Below are 20,471 nucleotides of genomic sequence, written 5' to 3' on the forward strand. Positions count from 1 at the left end.
AACAATCAACCTACTCGGAGGTATTAACATGTCGGAGAACAAGCTGATCGAAGAAGAGCAGCCGGTCGTGGAGGCAGGCGTCCACAATTACAGCAGTGAAGACAAATGGGTCAAGCCGGAGGATCCGCTGCTGCTGGAGCGTCTTGAATGGTTTAAGGACCAGAAGCTTGGGCTCATGATGCACTGGGGCCCTTATTCCCAGCTGGGGCTCGTTGAATCCTGGGCGCTGAGCGATAAGGATGCGGAATGGTCGCGTGACGGAATTGACTGGGACATCGACGCGGAGGAGCTTAAGCGGCAGTATTTTGACTTGAATAAAACGTTCAATCCGCTGCGCTTCCAGCCGGACCTGTGGGCGGACCTGGCCGCTGATAACGGCTTCAAGTATTTGAATTTTACGACGAAGCATCATGACGGCTTCTGCATGTGGGATACCCATACGACCGACTATCGGATCACGGGCCCGGATTGTCCGTTCCATCGGCATAAATACGCCGATATTACCAAGAATCTGTTCGATGCGTTCCGGGCAAGGGGGCTTGGCATCTCCGCCTACTTCTCCAAAGCCGATTGGCATACGCCTTACTACTGGGCGCCCGGCATGGAAGCCGGCAGCTTCACGTCGCGGGGGCCTAGCTATAACCCGAAGGAATACCCTTGGTTATGGGAGCAATTCGTTCAGTTCACGCATCAGCAAATCATGGAGCTCATGACAAGGTATGGACGGATTGACGTGCTGTGGCTTGACGCCGGCTGGGTGAATGATTATCGGGATCAGAACATTCGGCTGGGCGAGGTCGTGGAGAAAGCGCGCGAGATTCAGCCGTGGCTTCTGTCGGCGGACCGGACGGTCGGCGGACCTTACGAAAATCTCATTACGCCGGAGCAGACGCTGCCTGAGCGTGCCCTGCACGTTCCTTGGGAGAGCTGCATCACGATGGGAACATCGTTCTCCTTCCGGTATGAGGACCGTTATAAATCGGTGCGCCAGCTGATCCATCTGCTTGTGGAGATCGTGGCCAAGGGCGGCAACCTCGCGCTCAATATCGGGCCGCAGCCGGACGGAAGGCTGCCGGAGACGGCGATCTCGCGGATGAAGGGCATGGGCGAATGGCTGAAGGTATACGGCGATGCCATCTATGGCACGCGGACCTGCGAGCCGTATTCCGTCCAGAACGTCCATTTCACCCGAAAAGGGGACACAACGTACGCCTTCTATCTGTACAAGGACGAGCAGGAGGAGGTTGCCGGGGAAGTGCATCTTCCGCTTCAGACAGATCCGAGCCGTATCGACCTGATCGGCGGCCAGGAGATGCTGGATTACCGCCGTACGGAGAACGGAATTGCGGTACGGCTGCCGGAGCGGGAGCTGCATGGAACGGCGCCGATCGCTCATGTGTTCCGGATCCGTTAAGGGATAGGCCGGCAGCTCGGAAGGCGGCGAAGGGAAGCTACAAGTACATCGGGGAAAGGTGCGGACGATATGCAGCCATGGTTTGAGGAGGCGAAGCTGGGGATCTTTATCCACTACGGCATCTATGCGGTGGACGGGGTCTCCGAATCCTGGTCCTTCTATAACGGAAGGATCAGCTATGAGGAGTATATGAAACAGCTTGACGGCTTTACGGCATCGAAATTCGATGCCGATGCCTGGGCGGATCTGATCGAGAAATCCGGCGCGAAATATGCGGTGCTGACGACAAAGCATCATGACGGCGTTGCATTGTGGGATACGCAGTACAGCGACTTGAATGTGGTCAAGCGGACGCCTGCGAAGCGGGATATTATCAAGGAATATGCTGAAGCGGTGAAGAAGCGGGGGCTCCGGCTCGGGATGTATTTTTCGCTGATCGACTGGTCGCATCCGGATTATCCGACCGTGTATGAAGGAGGCCGCGTGCCGGAAGACCTCGGGAGCGTCAACCGGTTCTCAAGCCCGGTGGACGGCGTTCAGGATGAGGAGAGATGGCGGAAGTTCCTCGAATTTAACAATCAGCAGCTGCGCGAGATCCTGACGAATTACGGGAAGGTGGACCTGCTGTGGTTCGACGGGGACTGGGAGCGCAGCGCCGAGCAGTGGAACCTGCCGGCATTCAAGGATTACTTAAAGTCCTTTAATCCGGATCTGATCATCAATTCAAGACTTCAGGGGCACGGCGATTACAAGACGCCGGAGCAGGGCATTCCGATCACGAGGCCGGAGGGGCCGTGGGAATTCTGCACGACCATCAATACATCCTGGGGCTACGTGCCGACCGATCACAAGTACAAATCGCTGAATCAGATCATTCGGATGTTCTGCGACTGCATCTCGATGGGCGGCAATATGCTGCTCGATATCGGACCGAGGGAAGACGGCACGATCGACAAGCGGCAGGAGGACATCCTGCTCGGACTGGGCGACTGGATCCGGACGCATGAAGAAGCCGTATTCGGAACCGGGGAAGGCATCATGACCCGTTATTATCTGGGGGGAAGCACCATTTCGAAGGACCGCAAGACGCTGTACCTGTTCGTCTATGACGATCCGAAGGAGAATGTATGCCTGAAAGGTCTTTGCAACCCGATCAAGAGGATTACGGTGCTGCATTCGGGCAAGGAGCTGACCCATGAAATTCATGGCGGGGTGCCATGGTTCAACATTCCGGGAACGACCTGGATCCATATGACTCCGGAAGATGCGCATGAACAGGTAACGGTGCTGAAACTTGAGTTTGACGAAGAGCTGGAGATGTACGGCGGCTCCGGAGCCGTTGTCACCCATAACTAAACAATCGCCGGGAGGGCGCGGGTTATGCAGCCGGCGCCTCCTCCCGGTTCAAACGGAGGGAATGAAATGAACCGAAGCGGAGTGCCGGAGCCGCAGATCAAATATGCTCCGAAACATTACGTATGCCGTCGTGCGAAGGAGCCCCTTGAGCTGGATGGACGGATCGATAAGCTGTTCTGGGACGCGGCGGAATGGACCGAGGATTTCGTGGATATCGAGGGGGATCTTAGGCCGAAGCCCGAAAAGCGGACCCGGGTCAAAATGCTGTGGGATGACGAGTATTTCTACTTCGCAGCGGAGCTGATCGAGGATCAGATCTGGGCAACGCTGACCGAGCGGGACTCGGTGATCTTTTACGACAATGATTTTGAGATTTTTATCGATCCGGACGGGGATAGTCATCAATATTACGAGTTCGAGATCAATGCGCTGAATACGGTATGGGATCTGCTGCTGATCAAGCCGTACCGGGACGGCGGGCCTCCGGTCAACGGCTGGGATATCGCCGGGCTGAAGACCGCCGTGCATATCGACGGAGAGCTGAACCGTCCCGGGGCGGATAACCGGAAGTGGAGCGTGGAAGTGGCGATGCCTTGGAGCAGTCTGCGGGAATGCGCGAAGGAGGGGCGTCCGCCGGTGCCGGGCGAATTCTGGCGCGTCAACTTCTCCCGCGTGGAATGGCGGACAGAGGTACAGGACGGCGAATACCGCAAGGTGCTGAATCCGGAGACAGGCAAGCCATACCCGGAGGACAACTGGGTCTGGTCGCCGATGGGCATCATCAATATGCATTATCCGGAGCTGTGGGGCTACGTCGTCTTCGCGGACGGCGAAGCGGGCTCGGGCTTTGAATTGCCGGAAGACGAGTGGATCAAGTGGGAGCTGCGCAAGCTCTATTACCGCGAGCGCAATTATTACGAAGCGCATGGCGAATTCACAAAGGATTTGAAGCTGCTGATGGGCGAGGATTCATGGAGCATCGAGCCCGTCATCGAAACGACCCGCGGCCTGTTCCAGATCAGCGCACCGTCCTCGGACGGCAGCGCCGTGATCTGTATACGGGAAGACGGGAAGCTGTGGAAGGAGTGAAAGCCGATATGACCATTCAAACCTCCGTTTTTTCATTGGATTCCGATATGCGGGAGACCATCGAGGCGAAATTCAAAGAGAAGCTGATCCTGGGAGAGGCCAGAAAGCGGGAGCTGTTCGGCATATTTGACCAAGAGCTGACCGAGGAGGAAACGTGGGCTCTGAAGTATCTATACGCCTACATGCCGGTGAACGACATGGCCGATTACGACGGGGAGCTGTTCCTCAGCCATGTGCGCCGAACGCTGGCGATCCGAAAGCAGGTGCCTTGGGGAAATCGAGTGCCGGATCATCTATTCCTGCACTTCGTGCTGCCTTACCGCGTCAACACGGAAAATATCGAGGATTCCCGCGGCATTCTGTATGATGCGCTGGCAGAGCGGACTTCGCGGTTATCGATGAAGGATGCCATTCTCGAGACCAATTACTGGTGCCATGAGAAGGCAACCTATATCGGGAGCGACCTGCGGACGATATCGCCGCTGACGATGATCCGGAACGCGCGCGGACGCTGCGGCGAGGAATCCACGCTCGCGGTAGCCGCCCTGCGCAGCATCGGCATTCCGGCCCGTCAGGTATATACGCCGCGCTGGGCCCACTGCGACAGCAATCATGCCTGGGTGGAGGCATGGGCCGACGGGCAGTGGTATTACATCGGCGCATGCGAGCCGGAAGCCCGCCTGAATCAAGGCTGGTTCAGTCCGCCCGCACGGCGGGCGATGCTGATTAACACCCGGATTTTCGCCGATTACCCGGGACCGGAGGATATTACGCTGGCCGATAAGTGGTTCACCGAAATCAATCTGCTCGAGAATTATGCAAGAACACGCACGATCCATGTCAAAGTCAAGGATAACAACGGGGCACCGGTGGCCGGCGCCGAGGTGCGTTTCGAGCTGTATAACATGGCGGAGCTGTATCCGATTGCGATTCTGCCGACCGATGAGCAGGGTGAAGCTTCGTTCAAGACGGGCTATGGCGACGTGCTGATCCGTGTCGTGAAAGACGGCGCTTGGGGCGAGCATAAGCTGGGCGCCGGGGACGGAGAGCAGGTGCAAATCGTGGTCGCCGAAGCCGCGCAGCCGGTCGGTACCGTTGATTTCGATATGGTTCCCCCTCCCGAAGCTCAGGGAGATGCCGATGAACAGCCGTCCGAGGAGGAGCAGGAACGCCATAACCGCCGCTTGGAGGAAGGGACGAGGATCCGGACCGAATACGAGGATACCTTCCTGAAAGCCGAAGAGGCGGAGAGCATCGCCCGCGGACTCGGGCTGCCGCCGGAGCGGGTGTGGGACGTTCTGCATAAAGCCCGGGGCAACAGCAGAGAGATTGCCGCTTTCCTTGAGGAGCAGTCAGGCGAGTTTGGCCAGTGGCCGCTGCGGCTCTTGGAATCTCTGAACGAGAAGGACTTGATCGATACCTTCCGGCCTACGCTGAACGATCATCTGACCGGTGCGATGGAGCATCAAGGGAGCTGGGCGGAGGAACTGTTCGTCCCATACATTCTCTGTCCGCGCGTATCGTTTGAAATGCTTGTTCCGTATCGCCGTTTGTTCAAGGGGGCTTTTACTCCTGAAGAGATCGCAGCCTTCCGAGAAACGCCGGCGAAGCTTGCAGACCGCCTTGCGGATGGCTTCGAGCTGTGGGAGGACCTTCCTAATCTGAAGGGGAAAGGCAACCCGGCAGGCACTTTCCGATTGCGGAAGGGCGATTCGGAGTCGCTGGACATTCTTTTCGTCGCCGTCTGCCGCAGCTTGGGCATCCCGGCGCGGCTGCACCCAAGCGAGCAGAAGCCGCAGTATTGGTATAACGGCGCCTGGGAAGAGGCTTCACTGCAGCCGGACGCTGCCGGAAGCGCCGATCGTGAGGTGAATCAGGATGCCGGCGGTTGGGGACGCTTGCGCCTGCTGAAGGATTCGAATGCCGGGCAGGATGCGCCGTCCGCGTCCTACGGCGAGAACTTTTCGCTCGCCCGCCTTGCGAACGGCGTGTATAAGACGCTGATTTATCCATACGGCATGTCCAACGTGTATGATGATCCGTTTGAGGTCGAGGCAGGGGTCTACCGCTTAACGACCGGCGTTCGTCTCAAGGACGGCACGGTTCGAGTGCGCTTTACTTATTTTACCGTCCGTGCAGACGGGACCGCGGCGGTATCCCTGACGTTCCGTGACACCCGGGAAGAAATCCCGGTGCTGGGCACGCTCACGCGCGAGCATGGGCTCACCCTGCTTGATGGAAAGGCTGTGCTTCTGGGTGATCTGCTGGGTAGCGAAGGCGCGATCGCCGCTTGGCTTGAGCCGGAGCGGGAGCCGACGAAGCATCTGCTCCGTGAATTGAGCGAGCTGGCGGAGTCGCTCGATCAGCTCAACGTCCCGATTGTCCTGGTGATCGGAGAGAAGGAATGGAGCGCTTCGTTCGATCCTGCCAGCTATCCGAAGCTGCCGCAGCGCACGGTGTTTGCGCGGGACGACAGCTACTCGGCCCTGCCTGATTTCATCTCGAAATCGCCGGCCCGCGAAGCCGGATTTCCGCATCTGTTCGTGCTGGACAGTCAGGACCAGATCCGGTATACGGCATCGGGGTATAAGATCGGCACGGGCAAGGAAGCGCTGCGCATACTATCGGGAATAACCTCTTAAAATGGAGAGCTGGAGGGCGAAGGAACATGAAGCAATATATTGTGGCAGGCTATGCCGTTGATGCCGTTCTTCCGGAAATGAAGCGGGAGGATTTATTGAAGCTGACCCATCTGAACGTGGCTTTCGGCCATGTTCGGAATGATGAAATTACGACGGAGCATTTGAAGAACGCGGAGGTTCTGCATGCCATGAAGCGGGATCATCCCAGCCTTACGGTGCTCCTGTCCGTCGGCGGCTGGAGCGCAGGGGGATTCTCCGAAGCGGCCTCCACCGAAGAAGGAAGAAGCCGCATGGCGGCTTCGGCCGTCCGAGTGCTGGAATCGCATCCGTTTGACGGGATTGATCTTGATTGGGAATATCCTTGCTACGGCGAAGCCGGCATTGCTTCGAGCCCGGATGATAAGCGGAATTTCACGCTGCTGCTGAAGGCGATCCGCGAAGCGCTGGATGCCAAGGGCGAGCGCGATGGCCGCCATTATCTGCTGACGATCGCGGCGGGAGCCGACCAATATTATGTGGATGGCACTGAGATGGACCAGGTTCAACAGTACCTGGATTTCGTCCAGCTGATGACATATGACATGCGCGGCGGCTTTCAGATTCTCACCGGGCATCATACGAATCTGTATGCGCCGTCCGGCGATCTGTTCCGGATCAGCGTCGATGCTTCCGTGAACCTGTTCGTGCGCGCCGGCGTGCCGAAGGAGAAAATCGTGATCGGGGCAGCGTTCTATTCCCGGATGTGGCGCGAGGTTCCGGACCGCAACCGGGGGCTGCACCAGATGGCCGGTACCACGGGCGGCTACGGGCCAGGCTACGCCGAGATTGCCGCCGATTACATCGACAAGAACGGCTATGTCCGGTACTGGGACGACGAGGCGTGCGCGCCGTTTTTATTTAACGGCTCGTGTCTGATTTCCTACGACGATGAGGAGTCGATCGGCCGCAAATGCGGCTATGTCCGGGATGAAGGCCTGGCGGGCATCATGTTCTGGGAATACGGCTGCGACAAGACCGGACGCTTGCTGGATGCGATGCATCAAGGCCTGGGAAGCTAATAATCGGCCCTGTTTCCGATCAATAATCAATAGGCTGGTAAAGAAGGATCCGGATTACTCAGAAATGACAGCACGCCCTAAATGGCACATGGTGCACGTTCAGAGCCTGCCTGGATAGCTGTTCAATCCTAAGAGCACGAACAAACAAAACCTCCCCTAAGCTTGCGAGCTTTTAGGGGAGGTTTTGCATATAGCGATGCAATGCATGCAGGTTGCCATCGGCTACCCGACGTAATCCTCATCCTCATCGTCCGAGGAGTCGGCGCTTCCGTTCTGGCTGTGCATTTTGCGGTATTGTCCCGGCGTATAGCCGGTTTCCTTCTTGAATTTGCGGATGAAGTTCGGCGTATCCAGGTAGCCGACCCGCGAAATGATGTCCTTCAACGGATCGGATGTATGGAGCAGCTGCCGAATTACTTCGTCCATCCGTTTTTGCCAAATATATTGAGTGAAATTCATCCCGACCTTCTCCTTGAAGGAGCGGCTGAAATAGGACGAGGAGATCGAGAATTTCGACGAGATCGTTCCCAGGCTAAGGTCATAATCGGAATAGTTCGCGTTGATATAGCTTACGATTTCGTCCATCAGGGAGCTCTCTTCCGTCTCGCTCTTCGCCTCGACGTGGGTACAGATGTCGGCGGCAAGACCGGCGAGCTTCTTCTCCAAGTCCTCCAGAGAGTCGTACGATGTGATTCTTGGAAGCTCGTTCACGACATGGTGCATGCCGAGCTCCGAGGCCGTCTTCAGCAGCGTGTTCAAAATATCGAAGCAGATGCAGCGCAGCAGCGGCACCGACGGCATTTCCTCCTTCAGGCTGTCCAGCGCGGTGGAGATCATCCGGGCTGCCACGTCATAGCTGCCCTGCTTCAAGCTCTGATCAAGCTTCAGCAGCACGTCCTTCGGCACCCAGAAGGAGGAGGAATCCTTCGCTCCGGAGAGCGCGTGGAAGAAGGTGGTGCTGCCCTGGCCGTGAAGCATGGATGCCTCAAATGCGGTGGATGCCTCGATATAGGACTGGTTCAGCTGCTCCGGATGGCTGTACCGGTTGCCTGTCCCGATGACAGGCGGACTGCCGGCGTGCTCCGTAACCATCGACCGGAACGCCTCCACGATCGATTCCATGATGGCGTTCAGGCTGGCCTCATGCCCGGTATCGGCATCGAAACCGACGATGAGCGCCAGCCGGTCAGGCTGCGGCAGCTCCACGCCGTACGCATGGGCGGTCAGCTCCGGCAGCTCGACCTCGTTCATCAGCTGCATCAGCAGCCAGCCGCCGGAAGGATCCGCTTCGGGCAGGGCATGCGTCTCCCAGCCCATCGTAACGACGAAATAATGGGAGCGGTTGAAGCGGATGCCGAGCTGCTCCTTCAGGTCGGACGGCAATTCCCCGGTATGTCCGTGCTTCAGCAGCATCAGCAGAATATGGTTGCGCGCGTAAGGCTCCTGAAGGTCGACGCGCTGGCTGTAGTCATGCAGCGTCTTCTTGATCCAGTCCAGCTCGTTGGTCTGGGAGGAGGGCTCGGAGAGGCTGCGGACATTTCTCAAGCGCACGAACTCCATCAGATCGGAGATCGGGTGATACTGCCTGCGGGCAAGCAAAATTGCAAGGACGGTACCCATGATGACAACGAACGAGAACACCAATACAACAAAGGTGCGAATGTGGACGATACGGCTGAAAAACTGGCTGCTGGGCATCGCCGTAACATACGTCCAGCCGTCATCCGATTTGACGGAGACCACCGAATGGGTCTCTCCGTTCAGGGACAGGCTGTGCGTACCGGGCTCCAATTGGAACAGCGCCTTTACGTCGTTCTTCGTGATGGTATCACCGTGATGGTTGGCGGCCAGCACCTGGCCGTTATTATCGAATATATAGGTCATGCCATGGTAATCGGTCAAGATGGAATCGATCAAGCCCGTCAAATTGGATTCGTGGATCAAATACATGACGGTTCCATGGGCAGGGGTATTGTTCGGCGCGATCGGCACAAGATAGGCCAGCATGGATTTCTGCCCTCGGGTGCCCTGGATAACCTGCTCCGCCGGGCGCATCGTCGGGAGGCGTACGGTATTCAAATCCCGGACCAAATCCTCTTTGTTCCAGGTGTTGAATTTGTAGCGTCCGGTGAACACGTCGAGGTTCTCCAGACCCTGGGAAGAGTAGATGTTATTATCCCCGCGAAAGAACAGGAACAGCTCATCGATAATCGAGCTGGTGGCTTTATATTTGACCAGGGCGCCAATCGATTCCCGGCTGTAATATGGATGATGCGTCCAATAACGCGTCAGCTGTTCGTCGTAGGCGATGCGGAACGCGATATCCTGCAGCTCCTTCATGCGCTCGTCGATGACGGTCTTGGCCTGGGTCAGCTGATTGACATTGGTCTGCTCAATTTCCGAGCGTAAGGTCTTAACGGCGTTGTGATAAATGATGACGGTCAAAATAACAAGAGGGATCAGGAAAATGGATATATATGAGAGTGTATACTTAACCAAAAGCTTGGACTTGAAGTGATTCCATTTCATATTGCAGGCCTCCCGTTATTTAATAGCACCGTGATAGCGCTATCATAAAGACAGCGAAGCAATTGCCGGATTGCCGAGCCGTTAAATGATCTATTAAAAATACTAGGAGAACTTGCCTCATAAATCAATGCATCATTTAAAAGTTTTGATGGATTCTTTCCAGAAGCTGCAGAGAAAGGGGGTAATCAACTTGTTTGGGACGGACCGGGTACGAAAAAAAACCGCGAGTCTGCCGCTTACTTGTAGGTAAGAGAGCAGATTCGCGGATTCCATGGGTATCATCCTTCAAGGGGGAACTGAAGGATCAGGATGTGCCTCCGCTTGCAGGAGATAGTTGCAGCTGCTTGCGGTAAACGACTTTGGAGATCGATACGCTGATCTCATACAGCAGAAACAGCGGGACGATCACGATCAGGTCAGACATGATATCCGGCGGTGTGATCGTAACGGCTACGATGCAGAGCAGAAAGTAGGCTGCCTTGCGCATCTTGGCCAGCCGCAGCGGATTCACGACGCCAAGCTTGGTAAGAAATACGACAATGGCCGGCATTTCGAACAGGATTCCGAACGGGACGGTCATATGGATCATGAAGGTGAAATACCGCTGAGCCGTGTACATCGTCTCAAACTGGCCTTCCGCCATCCGCTGCATAAACTGCAGCACCATGGGAAACAGCACGAAGTAGCCGAAGACGAGCCCGACAATGAACAGCACGCTGATGACCGGGATGAGGAGCAGCGCGGAGCGCTGGGCGCCATCCGGCAGTGCAGGCTGCACGAACTTCCAGACCTGATAGGCCGCAACCGGAAGCGTGACGGCCAGCGCAACGACGCCGGCGATGATCATATAGACCCACATGACCTCGGAAGGACCGAGAAGCACAAGCTTCTCGTCCATATCCCGAACCAGCCAGCGGTAAATCTCCTCGACGTAGATGAAGGCGGCCACCATCGCCACGAGGAACGCGATCAGGGTGCGGATCAGGCGCCTCCGCATTTCCTCGAGATGCTCGATCGCGCTCTGGTCGTTCGGGTTAGCTGCCTTGCTTGCCCGCTGCAGCAGCCGCTTTAGGAGCATCGTCTTTCTTCCCGTCCTCATTCTCATCATCCCCGTTCACCAAGCCCCGGGTTGCGCCTTTGAATTCGCTCAGGGTTCTGCCGAATGCCCGTCCCAGCTCAGGTAGCTTGGAAGGCCCGAAGATGATCAAGGCGATAATTAAAATCAAGATTAAGCCACCGATCCCGATATTGCCAAACGGCATGACTATCGCTCCTATCTGTAGTTAAGATTAGTCCAGCTTGAAGCCGCTGATGGCGACTACTGCACAGCGCGCCATGTTCTCGCCCGAGCGGTGCGGCCAGGTGCTGGTCGGCTTGCTCAGATCCTGCGTGTTCTCGCCCGGATGCTGTACGGACAAGAAGAGCGTCTGCTCGTCCGGCGAGAAGAACGGGCCCGTCAGCTCGCATTCCACCGGGCCGGAGGCGAACTGCAGCGCTTTGCCTTGATCCGGTCCGCTCGTTGGAATAACGAACAGTCCGTTATTCATGAAGGATTTATGCACGCCTTTATTTTGGCTGCTGCTGGAGATATCCGTCACGACCCACAGATCGCCGTTGGAATCGAACGCCAGGTTGTCCGGGGAGCTGAAGCCCGATTGGCGGCCGCCTGCCGCGAAGATTTCAAAATCGAACTCGAGGGCTGCCAGATCGTTCCCGGCTTCGAAGATCCGCGTGATATGGCCATGGATATTGCCGTGATTGTCATTGTTCGTATGGCAGACGAAGACGGTGTTGTCGAACGGCGAAATTTCGATATCCTCCGGGCGGTCCGTCGGCGTTCCGCCAACGAGGCGGGCGGCTTCCTGGCAGTACGTAACGACATCGCCTTGGGACTTGAACTTGCCTTTAACCTCCGGTGCATCGGCTGCCGCCTTCAGCACCTCTTCCAGCGTGACTGGCTGCCATTTGCCGGATTTCAGGTTGGCTACGTAGAGCGTGCCGTCCTCCAGCAGGGCGGAGTTGGCGCGTCCCTTGCTCTTGTCGTATTTGCCGTTGCTGATGAATTTATAAACGCAGGCATCCTTCTTGTCATCGCCCATGTAGACTACGATCCGGCCGTCTTTCGCAAGACCCATTGCCGTATTCTCATGGTTGAATCTTCCGAGCGCCGTATGCTTTTTAAGGAAGGATTTATCGAAAGGATCGACCTCGACGACCCAGCCGTAATGGGTTTCCGGCAACCCCGAGATGCTTGCGGTTTCCTCGAAATTCTCTTCGCAGGACAGCACCGTATTCCACAGGGTTACGCCTCCGGAGCAGTTGGCGAACGTGCCGGTTGCCGTCGTTGCACCCTTCAGCGCCGGAATGCCGCGCGCCGGGCCGGTAATGTCGAATTTGGTGAAACCGTTAATGCGGCGGGCATGCTTGGAGGATGTGTCCATCTTCCATACCCCCTTCTCGTCGCGGTACACCTCGATCACCGACATGCCTTGATAATACAAGTTTTTCTCGATTTGTTCGGCCGTCATTTTGCCGTCTTTCACCGGGCCGATCGAGAAGATGGTGGAATATTCATGGTTGTTGACCAGCAAACCGCGGACGTTGGACCCGTTGATCGGGAAAAAGGCGTTGTAATCGCAGCCGGAGCCGAATTTTTCGCCGGCCGGATTGATCACGTCGTCGAATGCGGCAATGACGTCGTATTTGAAATTTCTCGGCAGGACGAGCTCGTCGGCTTTGGTCGGCTCGATCGGATCGAAATATCCGCTGACGCGGTTTGTTTTGAATCCGAACAGATGATTGGCTGTCCCCGACATCGCGGAAGCTTTGCCCTCCAGAACGCCTAAGCCGGCGGAAGCAGCTGCAAGCGCGGTTGCGCCGGTGCCCAGATAAGAAAGGAAGGTTTTGCGGTCCATCGTTTTACTCAAACTAATCCACCCCTCATGATTAAATGTTCGATAGGACAAGTGTAAGCTGGAAATGTTAAGTCCATATCATCGCTCATGGGGGATTTGTAAAATAGAAGTAATATCGGGTGCGGCATGAAAAAAATGAGCGTGCTATTCCGTTCGCTGATACCGCTGCCGCATCTGCTCGGCCATTGCGCGGATGCTCTCGGCTTCCGGCATGGCGAATGAGACGGCGGCTTCGCTTAAATCCTGATCCGCCTGCCAGCTGCGGATCACCTCCCGCACATCGTCGACAAAACGCTGTACGGCGCCTTCGCCCGTGCCGATCCCCGTCAGCTGCTCCAGACTGGCGGTGCTGGTATCCTCCACGACCGGGTACAGCTTCGGGTCGGCGCCTGCGGCTGCGATATCGTAAAAGGCACGCACGAGCCGGGCACGCTCGCTGCCCGAGCCCTCCGCAATAACGAAAGCCTGGACGATGAAGGCCTTGCGCTGCCGCCGCTGGGCGATGCCGCAAAATTTAAGCCCGCCGATGCTTAAGTCGAAGGTCCCCGGGCAGAAGGCGCCTGCGATTTCGCCGGTGTCCACTTGCCGTTCCGTGCCTTGAAGCGCCTGGCGGATCAGTGCAACCATCAGCTCGAAATCCTGATGAAAGTCCGGTGCCGGGCCGGCCGATTGAAAGGGAACAATCAGGGATACATTGACGACGCCGGGGTCCAGCGGCACGGCTGCACCGCCGGAGTGGCGGACGGCGGTATCGTAGCCGAGGGACCGGAGCCAGGCTTCCCCTTCCGGCGCTTGCGGAAGACGGCTGTCCCGAGCGCCCAGGACAAACGCCCCCGGGTGACGCCACAAATGACACACGGCAGGACCGCCGCCTCCAGCCTGCCGGCATAACAGCTCATCCAATGCAAAATGGAGCAGCACATCATCTGAATTCAAATCGTTGGTCCGATCAAGCAGCAGGATCGGTTGGTATTGCAGTGACAGCGGGGTATTCACGCTTTCTTGCGCCTCCTCTAATGAACAATGGCTGTATTACCATCTTCGATTCGTTACCGTTCGTTTCCGTATTTTCACATCAACAGCATACCATAAAGCGGGCTTGGCGGCTGTCCCGTACGGACGTTCTCGGCAGGCGGCTTCATTGACAAGCAGAAGAAAACTCCCCTATAATCCGAGTAAGTTTATTTCCTTTGTTAGATAAATGGATGACGGCCACAGCCGGAAGATCATTTTAGGTTAACCTCTATAAGGAGTATGAAGCATTATGGCTAATATTTTTGACAGCGTTGCCGATATGATCGGGGAGACGCCGATGGTAAGGCTTCAGCGTCTCGCTCCGCCAGGAGCTGCCGAGATCTATGTCAAGCTGGAGAAATTCAATCCGTCCGGCAGCGTGAAGGACCGGGCCGCATACAATTTGATTCAAACGGCGGAAACGAAGGGCCTGCTTAAGCCGGGCGGCACCATCATCGAGCCGACCAGCGGAAATACCGGTATCGGGCTTGCCATGATCGCCGCTGCCAAGGGATATCGCGCCATCCTGGTGATGCCGGATAATATGTCCAAGGAACGGATCAATTTGCTAAAGGCATACGGGGCCGAGGTTGTCCTGACGCCGAGCAGCGAGCGCATGCCGGGTTCGATCGCGAAGGCTCTTGAGCTGCGGGAGCAGATTCCCGGGAGCTTTATTCCGCAGCAGTTTGAGAATGCAGCCAATCCGGATATTCATCGCGTCACGACTGCGCCGGAAATCCTGCAGCAGACCCAAGGTTGGCTTGATGCGTTTGTCGCTACCGCGGGTACGGGCGGAACGGTAACGGGCACCGGCGAGGAGCTGCGGAGGCATCTGCCGGACCTGCATATTGCGGTCGTGGAGCCCAAGGGGTCGCCCGTGCTTTCCGGCGGGCAGCCGGGACGGCATAAGCTGGTGGGCACAAGTCCCGGGTTCGTGCCGAAGATTTTGAATACAGGGATTTATAATGAAATTATTCAGATTGCGGACGAGGATGCTCTGCAGACTGCCAGGGACTTGGCCCGCAAAGAAGGGATCCTTGTGGGGCCGTCCTCCGGCGCCTCGGTATTCGCGGCAATGCGTGTTGCCGAGCGGCTGGGCGAAGGCAAGCGGGTCGTCTGTATCGCCCCGGATACGGGCGAACGGTATTTGAGCATGGATATTTTCTGATATGGCAAAAGGGGTCTCCAATGGGAGGCCCTTTTTACGTTACAATGCCGCCGACAATAAATCTCTCCGGCTGCCTATTTTATAACAGGATTCCTCCGTTTGTTCACGAAAAAGGTGGGTAGTTCATTTTTTTTTAAAAAATATTTCTGCGATGTCGAATTTCCGGTTGCTTGTTCGTTGAACTAGTAAAGGCCGGATTTCGAGGTCCTATTTGATAACAGGAGGGAACTTTCCATGAGATTTATGATGATTGTAAAAGCAACCGAGGATTCCGAGGCGGGTGTGCTGCCGAGCAAGGAGCAGCTTGACGCCATGATGAGGTATAACATGGAGCTGGCCCGCGCCGGCGTGCTGCTCGCGGCGGACGGCCTGCATCCAAGCTCAGGCGCGATCCGGATCTCGTACCCGGAGCCTGGCGGGAAACCGAAGGTTACGGACGGGCCCTTCACCGAGGCCAAGGAGCTGATCGCCGGCTATACGCTGATCGAAGTGAAATCGCGGGAAGAGGCGATCGAGTGGGCGATGCGCATGCCGGACCCCCACGGATACGGCTCGGGGCAGATTGAGCTTCGGCAGGTGTTCGAGCCGACCGAATTGACGGAGGATCCGGAATCCCAGGCCCAGCAATATGAGATGCGAGAGCATATCGAGCGGCAGAAGCGATAGAGGGAGCCATGGATAATGGATACTCATCGTACGATTGATGCCATTTGGAGAATTGAATCCTCCCGCATCATTGCCCATTTGACTCGAATGGTGCGCGATATCGGACTGGCGGAGGACCTGGCGCAGGACGCGCTCGTGGCCGCGCTGGAACGGTGGCCGGAGACGGGAATGCCGGAGAACCCGGGCGGCTGGCTGATGACGGTGGCCAAGCGCAAAGCGCTGGACATGCTTCGCCGGAATAAGCTGCGCGATCGGAAGTATGAGCTGATTGGCCGGGAGCAGGAGCCGTGGGCCGATTCCGAGCCGGATGTGCCGGAAGCCGGCGAGGTGGGGGATGATCTGCTGCGGCTGATCTTCATGACGTGCCACCCGGTCCTCTCGCCGGAGGCGCGGGTCGCCCTGACCCTGCGCCTTCTCGGAGGGCTCACGACGGCCGAGATTGCGCATGCATACCTGACTTCCGAGGCAACCGTCGCGCAGCGGATCGTCCGTGCCAAGCGTACGCTGTCCGCGACCCGGGTGGCGTTTGAAATTCCGCAAGGCCCGGAGCTAAAACCGCGGCTTTCGTCGGTGCTTGAGGTCATCTATTTAATGTTCAACGAAGGATATGCAGCGACATCGGGCAGCCAGTGGATTCGTCCGCTGCTGTGCCAGGAGGCGCTTCGCATCGGACGAATTCTGGCCGAGATTGCGCCGGCGGAGCCGGAGGTCCACGGCTTGGTGGCGTTAATGGAGTTCCAGGCATCCCGCTTCAAGGCCCGGGTGGACCATCGCGGCGAGCCGGTTCTGCTCATGGATCAGAACCGGGGATTGTGGGACTACCTGCTTATTCGGCGTGGGTTTGCCGCGCTGGAGCGGGTGGAGCAGCTGGGCGGCATGACCGGCCCGTATGCGATCCAGGCCGCGATCTCCGCCTGCCATGCGGGTGCGTCGAAGGCCGAGGATACCGACTGGATCCGGATCTCAGCCTTGTATGAGGCGCTCGCTCAGGTTTCCCCATCCCCGATTGTGGAATTGAACCGGGCGGTCGCGCTTTCCATGGCGTTCGGGCCGGAGATCGGGCTTGAGATCGTGGACATTTTACAAGCCGAGCCGTCTTTGAAAGAGTATCACCTGCTGCCCAGCGTCAGGGGAGATCTGCTGTTCAAGCTGGGGCGGCTGGATGAGGCATGCCAGGAATTCAAGCGAGCCGCTTCGTTGACCGATAACCAGCGGGAGAAGCAGTTATTGCTTAGCCGTGCCGCGGAATGCGCGTCAGGCGGCGTATAATAGGGCTTTCCCGCAGACGAAAAAAATTTTTTGGAAAATTTACAGATGGATGTCGATTTGGGCGATGGCCGTTCGTCACTTAAGTAGAAAAACAAAAAAACGAATGAAAAGAGGATGAAGAATATGCAAGCACAATTGATTCCATTTATTATTTCCGGTGACGCGAGAGCACAGGCCGCGTTCTATATCGAAGCGGTTGGAGGAGAAATCCATGCACTGTCTACCTTTGGAGATGCCCCGGGCACGCCGGAATCGAGCAAGGATAAGGTAATGCACCTGTCGATGACGCTGGCGGGAGGGAACACGTTAATCATGACGGATGCTTTTCAAGATGCGGAGCCGAGCGCCAATATGGGACTATCGCTATCGTTTGATGACGAGGAGGCTGCACGCACCGCTTACCGTAATCTGAGCGCCGGAGGCGTGGAGAAATATCCGTTTGCCCTTCAGCCATGGGGGAATTTCTACTACGGCGAGCTCGTGGACCGCTTCGGCATGACATGGCAGCTGGTGAAGCAGGGCTGAGGCATAAGAACGTGGATGTCCAAGATACCGGTCGTACCTAGTGAGCGAGCATAAAGCTTGCCGGTAGCGTGTGTGGCGTTTTGACATGACCGCATGCGCTTAGGAGACATGCCGTCGCAGCATTACTGATTACCGCGTGAACCCATTATCCAATGACATAGAGGGAGCTGTAAAACATGAACCTAAACCAAGAAGTGTCCGATTACATCGAAGCATTGAGCGATGCCTGGAAGATCGAGCTGAGCGTGAAGCTCAGGGAGCTTGTGCACGAGACGATCCCGGACGTTCAGGAGCGGATGCAGTACAAAAAGCCGCATTTCTTGAAAAACGGAAAATATGCGGCGGTGATCAGCGTTGCCAAAAGCGCGGTGAGCTTTACGATTTTTAACGCGGATGGATTGGCATGGTCGGAGGATACGTTCGATGGCCCGCCGGAGCGGAAAACGATGAAGGTCGCCCAGGGGCAGGATGTGGATTGGCAGGCGCTTTCATCCCTGCTGAAGCAGGCTTCCGCAAGCCTGTAGCGAGCAACCGGTGGACAGACGGGACGGGTATCGGTGGAGACGGTTCATCCGCGATCTTGAGGGGATCGCGGACGAGGCCGGCTCTATTTTTTTGTTCCGTGCTGTTTGGTCGGGAGCTTGTCGCTTGGCGTCCCCTTGCCGTTGTTTTTGTTGCGGCGGGCTTTCTCCGCATTCTCGTTCATTTTTTCTACGAAATCATGGGTGCTTTCCATTGGTGGTTCGGCTCCTTTGCATCAAAATGTGAGATAACAAGCGTGTCCTGCTTAATATAACCATTCGGACGTCATTGTATTTGGCGATTTATTGCGCCGGAAACGGGCTGGTGTGAGAGTCCCTATAAAAATAAGAATCCAGCCGACAGGCAAAGGGGAAGCTTCCCTGGTATGCCTTTGGCTGGATCCTAATTGTGCTTTGCACAATCTGTCGCCCGGCGCACATTCTTGGAGACGTACGCCGAGCTGTTTTTAAACCAATTTCACGTGCCTTCCGTTTTTCGCTGCCTTACTTGGTATGGCTGATCAGCAGCTCGTATTTATTGAGGGAAGCGCCGAGTATATTCTCGTTACGGCCCTGACCGTGGGATTGGCGGAACGATTCGCTGGACGTCCAGCGCTTGAATGCTTCCTCATCCTCCCAAACGGTAGAAACCTTCAGTTCCTCGGCCTCAGCGCCTTCCTTGGCTTCATGCCATACCTCCATCCGCACGAATCCTTCAATTTCTTGAACTCCTTTGGCCTCAGCAAATCGCTGTGCGATCTCCTTGCCGTGGCCGGGCTTCACTTTAATCGAGTTGGTCACAACCAGCATGCCGCATCCTCCTTTTTCATTCATCCTGTTCCTCTAACGTATGTCCATTATACAGGAACGGACGGACCGATTTCATCTTGGAGAGCCGGTGCAGGCGAGGCGAGGCGAGCGGGCTGCCTCTTGTACCCCTGATGCTTACGTTGCCGCCGGCCCCTCGCCCGGCGCATCGGCGGCCGGAGCTGCCGGAACCGGTCCAGTCTTGGTCTTGGGCCGCCCGCTCCAGGACCAATAGGTGCCGATCCGGAGCAGCCTCTCCACGGGACCGCTGCGGAACCGCTTCAGCCACAGCAGACTGCCTACTGCGAGCACCGCATAGATGCCGATCGCCAACAGCGCCCCTTGCAGCACGCCGAGCTTGCCGAACAAGCCGAGTCCGAATCCGTAGAAGATGAACACGCAGACGACGCTCTGCGTCAAATAGTTGGTCAGCGACATGCGGCCTACCGCCTCGAATGCCCGGATCACGACCGATTGCCTTGATGAGAAGGCGTATAGCGAAGCAAACAAGTAAATATACCCCAGAGCCAGCAGCGGGCCGCCAAGCATCATGAAGATGCCGTTCCATTCATGCGTCGTTCCCAGCATTACGCCGGCGGTCTTCAGCGCAAGGCCGACGGGAATGAGCAGCGCCCACCGGATATACAGCCGGATTTCCATGGACGGATGAAGGAAGCGTCGCCGTTTGGCCGCCGCCATGCCGAACAGGAACATCGGGGCGCTCATAAGCGGAGCGATCAGGACCACAAGGAGCATCAGCCAATCCGGCAGGTTGATCGGCATCTCCTCGTTCGACCGAAAATCCATGATTTCACCAAAGCTGCCGCTGCCGTACACCTCGATTGATTTGGTCACATAGGCTTCCATTCGGGAGGCGTCCTCCGGGGTCGGTTCCATGGAGCCGTATCCAAGGGCCGTCATGAGGGCCAGCAGAATAATTCCCCAGATGAGCAGCGTCCTCGCCTTGCGTTTCACGAACAGGAGCAGAAAGAAGCCGATTCCCCCATAGAACAATAGAATGTCGCCTTCCCAAATAAAGGTCGAGTGCAGCAGGCCGAGCCCGATCAGCAGCACCGAGCGGCGGGAGAAGCTGCGTCCGTATTTCAGGCCTTTGGCTGTAAGGCTCTCCCTCATCATCACCATGCTGTAGCCGAACAGGAAGGTAAAGATCGGCATGAAGCTGCCTTCCACGAATACCTTCAGGATATTGTGGCTGATCGTATCCAGCGCGGAGGGCTGGAAGAAATGCAGCTCATCCTTTCCGAACATGCCGTATTGAAAAATAAGCATATTGGCCATCAGAATGCCCGCCAGGCTTAACCCGCGAATCGCGTCCACGGCCGTTGAACGTTTATGTGTACTCACACATCATCACCTCTTAGCCATAAGTATAGCCATTGCACTTGAATATAAAGGAAACGGCAACCTAACTTTTTCTTAACGCCTGCGGCAATTGTTTAACTCCTGTTAAGGTTGCTGTGCTAGCATAATGTACGGG

General features: G+C 56.7%; 18 protein-coding genes. 10 read left to right on the forward strand and 8 right to left on the reverse strand.

Translation table 11 applies throughout. The features are described 5' to 3' along the window. Positions 1-28: 28 nt before the first annotated feature. The 5 genes from BBD41_RS15880 to BBD41_RS15900 all read left to right on the forward strand — a co-directional run bounded on the left by BBD41_RS15880 (position 29) and on the right by BBD41_RS15900 (position 7,559). On the forward strand, positions 29-1,414 hold the full coding sequence (locus tag BBD41_RS15880) for an alpha-L-fucosidase (RefSeq protein ID WP_099478159.1): 1,386 nt from the start codon (positions 29-31) through the stop codon (positions 1,412-1,414). A gap of 69 nt (positions 1,415-1,483) precedes the next feature. Continuing rightward, positions 1,484-2,770 carry an alpha-L-fucosidase gene (locus tag BBD41_RS15885; protein WP_099478160.1) on the forward strand — a complete coding sequence of 429 codons (1,287 nt, stop codon included), beginning with the start codon at positions 1,484-1,486 and terminating at the stop codon, positions 2,768-2,770. A 66-nt stretch (positions 2,771-2,836) separates the two neighbouring features. Further along, complete coding sequence (locus BBD41_RS15890; RefSeq protein ID WP_099480650.1) at positions 2,837-3,859, forward strand: carbohydrate-binding family 9-like protein; 1,023 nt, start codon at positions 2,837-2,839, stop codon at positions 3,857-3,859. 8 nt (positions 3,860-3,867) lie between these two features. Beyond that, the gene (locus BBD41_RS15895) at positions 3,868-6,501 is read left to right on the forward strand and encodes a transglutaminase domain-containing protein (RefSeq protein WP_099478161.1); all 2,634 of its coding nucleotides are present in this window, start codon (positions 3,868-3,870) and stop codon (positions 6,499-6,501) included. A 26-nt stretch (positions 6,502-6,527) separates the two neighbouring features. After that, the gene (locus BBD41_RS15900; RefSeq protein ID WP_099478162.1) at positions 6,528-7,559 is read left to right on the forward strand and encodes a glycoside hydrolase family 18 protein; all 1,032 of its coding nucleotides are present in this window, start codon (positions 6,528-6,530) and stop codon (positions 7,557-7,559) included. A gap of 222 nt (positions 7,560-7,781) precedes the next feature. On the opposite strand, the gene BBD41_RS15905 is transcribed toward BBD41_RS15900, so the two are convergent. The 5 genes from BBD41_RS15905 to BBD41_RS15925 form a co-directional block, all read right to left on the reverse strand. Then, positions 7,782-10,088: a helix-turn-helix domain-containing protein gene (locus BBD41_RS15905; protein ID WP_099478163.1), complete on the reverse strand. Its 2,307-nt coding sequence runs from the start codon at positions 10,086-10,088 to the stop codon at positions 7,782-7,784. Between the two features lie 304 nt (positions 10,089-10,392). Further along, on the reverse strand, positions 10,393-11,166 hold the full coding sequence (gene tatC, locus BBD41_RS15910; protein ID WP_077568565.1) for a twin-arginine translocase subunit TatC: 774 nt from the start codon (positions 11,164-11,166) through the stop codon (positions 10,393-10,395). Further along, on the reverse strand, positions 11,123-11,350 hold the full coding sequence (tatA, locus tag BBD41_RS15915) for a twin-arginine translocase TatA/TatE family subunit (protein ID WP_028404067.1): 228 nt from the start codon (positions 11,348-11,350) through the stop codon (positions 11,123-11,125). Before tatA ends, tatC begins: the two co-directional genes overlap by 44 nt. 27 nt (positions 11,351-11,377) lie before the next feature. After that, positions 11,378-13,003: a PhoX family protein gene (locus BBD41_RS15920; RefSeq protein ID WP_077569121.1), complete on the reverse strand. Its 1,626-nt coding sequence runs from the start codon at positions 13,001-13,003 to the stop codon at positions 11,378-11,380. A gap of 144 nt (positions 13,004-13,147) precedes the next feature. Continuing rightward, positions 13,148-13,999: a lipoate--protein ligase family protein gene (locus BBD41_RS15925; RefSeq protein WP_099478164.1), complete on the reverse strand. Its 852-nt coding sequence runs from the start codon at positions 13,997-13,999 to the stop codon at positions 13,148-13,150. Between the two features lie 268 nt (positions 14,000-14,267). On the opposite strand from BBD41_RS15925, the gene cysK reads away from it, so the two are divergent. From cysK to BBD41_RS15950, 5 genes are all read left to right on the forward strand, one after another. Continuing rightward, positions 14,268-15,185, forward strand: a complete 918-nt coding sequence (gene cysK / locus BBD41_RS15930; RefSeq protein WP_099478165.1) for a cysteine synthase A — start codon at positions 14,268-14,270, stop codon at positions 15,183-15,185. Between the two features lie 234 nt (positions 15,186-15,419). Then, positions 15,420-15,851, forward strand: coding sequence for a YciI family protein (locus BBD41_RS15935; protein WP_077568560.1), 432 nt, complete (start codon positions 15,420-15,422; stop codon positions 15,849-15,851). A 15-nt stretch (positions 15,852-15,866) separates the two neighbouring features. After that, the gene (locus BBD41_RS15940) at positions 15,867-17,120 is read left to right on the forward strand and encodes an RNA polymerase sigma factor (protein ID WP_099478166.1); all 1,254 of its coding nucleotides are present in this window, start codon (positions 15,867-15,869) and stop codon (positions 17,118-17,120) included. 123 nt (positions 17,121-17,243) lie between these two features. Next, a complete protein-coding gene (locus BBD41_RS15945; protein ID WP_077568557.1) occupies positions 17,244-17,645 on the forward strand; it encodes a VOC family protein in 402 nt (133 codons plus the stop codon). A 176-nt stretch (positions 17,646-17,821) separates the two neighbouring features. Then, on the forward strand, positions 17,822-18,169 hold the full coding sequence (locus BBD41_RS15950) for a DUF1801 domain-containing protein (protein ID WP_099478167.1): 348 nt from the start codon (positions 17,822-17,824) through the stop codon (positions 18,167-18,169). 83 nt (positions 18,170-18,252) lie between these two features. On the opposite strand, the gene BBD41_RS15955 is transcribed toward BBD41_RS15950, so the two are convergent. From BBD41_RS15955 to BBD41_RS15965, 3 genes are all read right to left on the reverse strand, one after another. Beyond that, positions 18,253-18,381, reverse strand: coding sequence for a DUF4023 family protein (locus tag BBD41_RS15955; RefSeq protein WP_007128896.1), 129 nt, complete (start codon positions 18,379-18,381; stop codon positions 18,253-18,255). A 289-nt stretch (positions 18,382-18,670) separates the two neighbouring features. Continuing rightward, entirely contained in the window at positions 18,671-18,976 is a 306-nt protein-coding gene (locus BBD41_RS15960) for an antibiotic biosynthesis monooxygenase (RefSeq protein WP_077568554.1), read from the reverse strand. Positions 18,977-19,111: 135 nt separating this feature from the next. Then, a complete protein-coding gene (locus BBD41_RS15965; RefSeq protein ID WP_077568553.1) occupies positions 19,112-20,338 on the reverse strand; it encodes a DUF418 domain-containing protein in 1,227 nt (408 codons plus the stop codon). Between the last annotated feature and the right edge of the window lie 133 nt (positions 20,339-20,471).

Origin of the sequence: Paenibacillus ihbetae (genome assembly GCF_002741055.1) — a bacterium.
Classification (GTDB): Bacteria; Bacillota; Bacilli; order Paenibacillales; family Paenibacillaceae; genus Paenibacillus_AQ; species Paenibacillus_AQ ihbetae.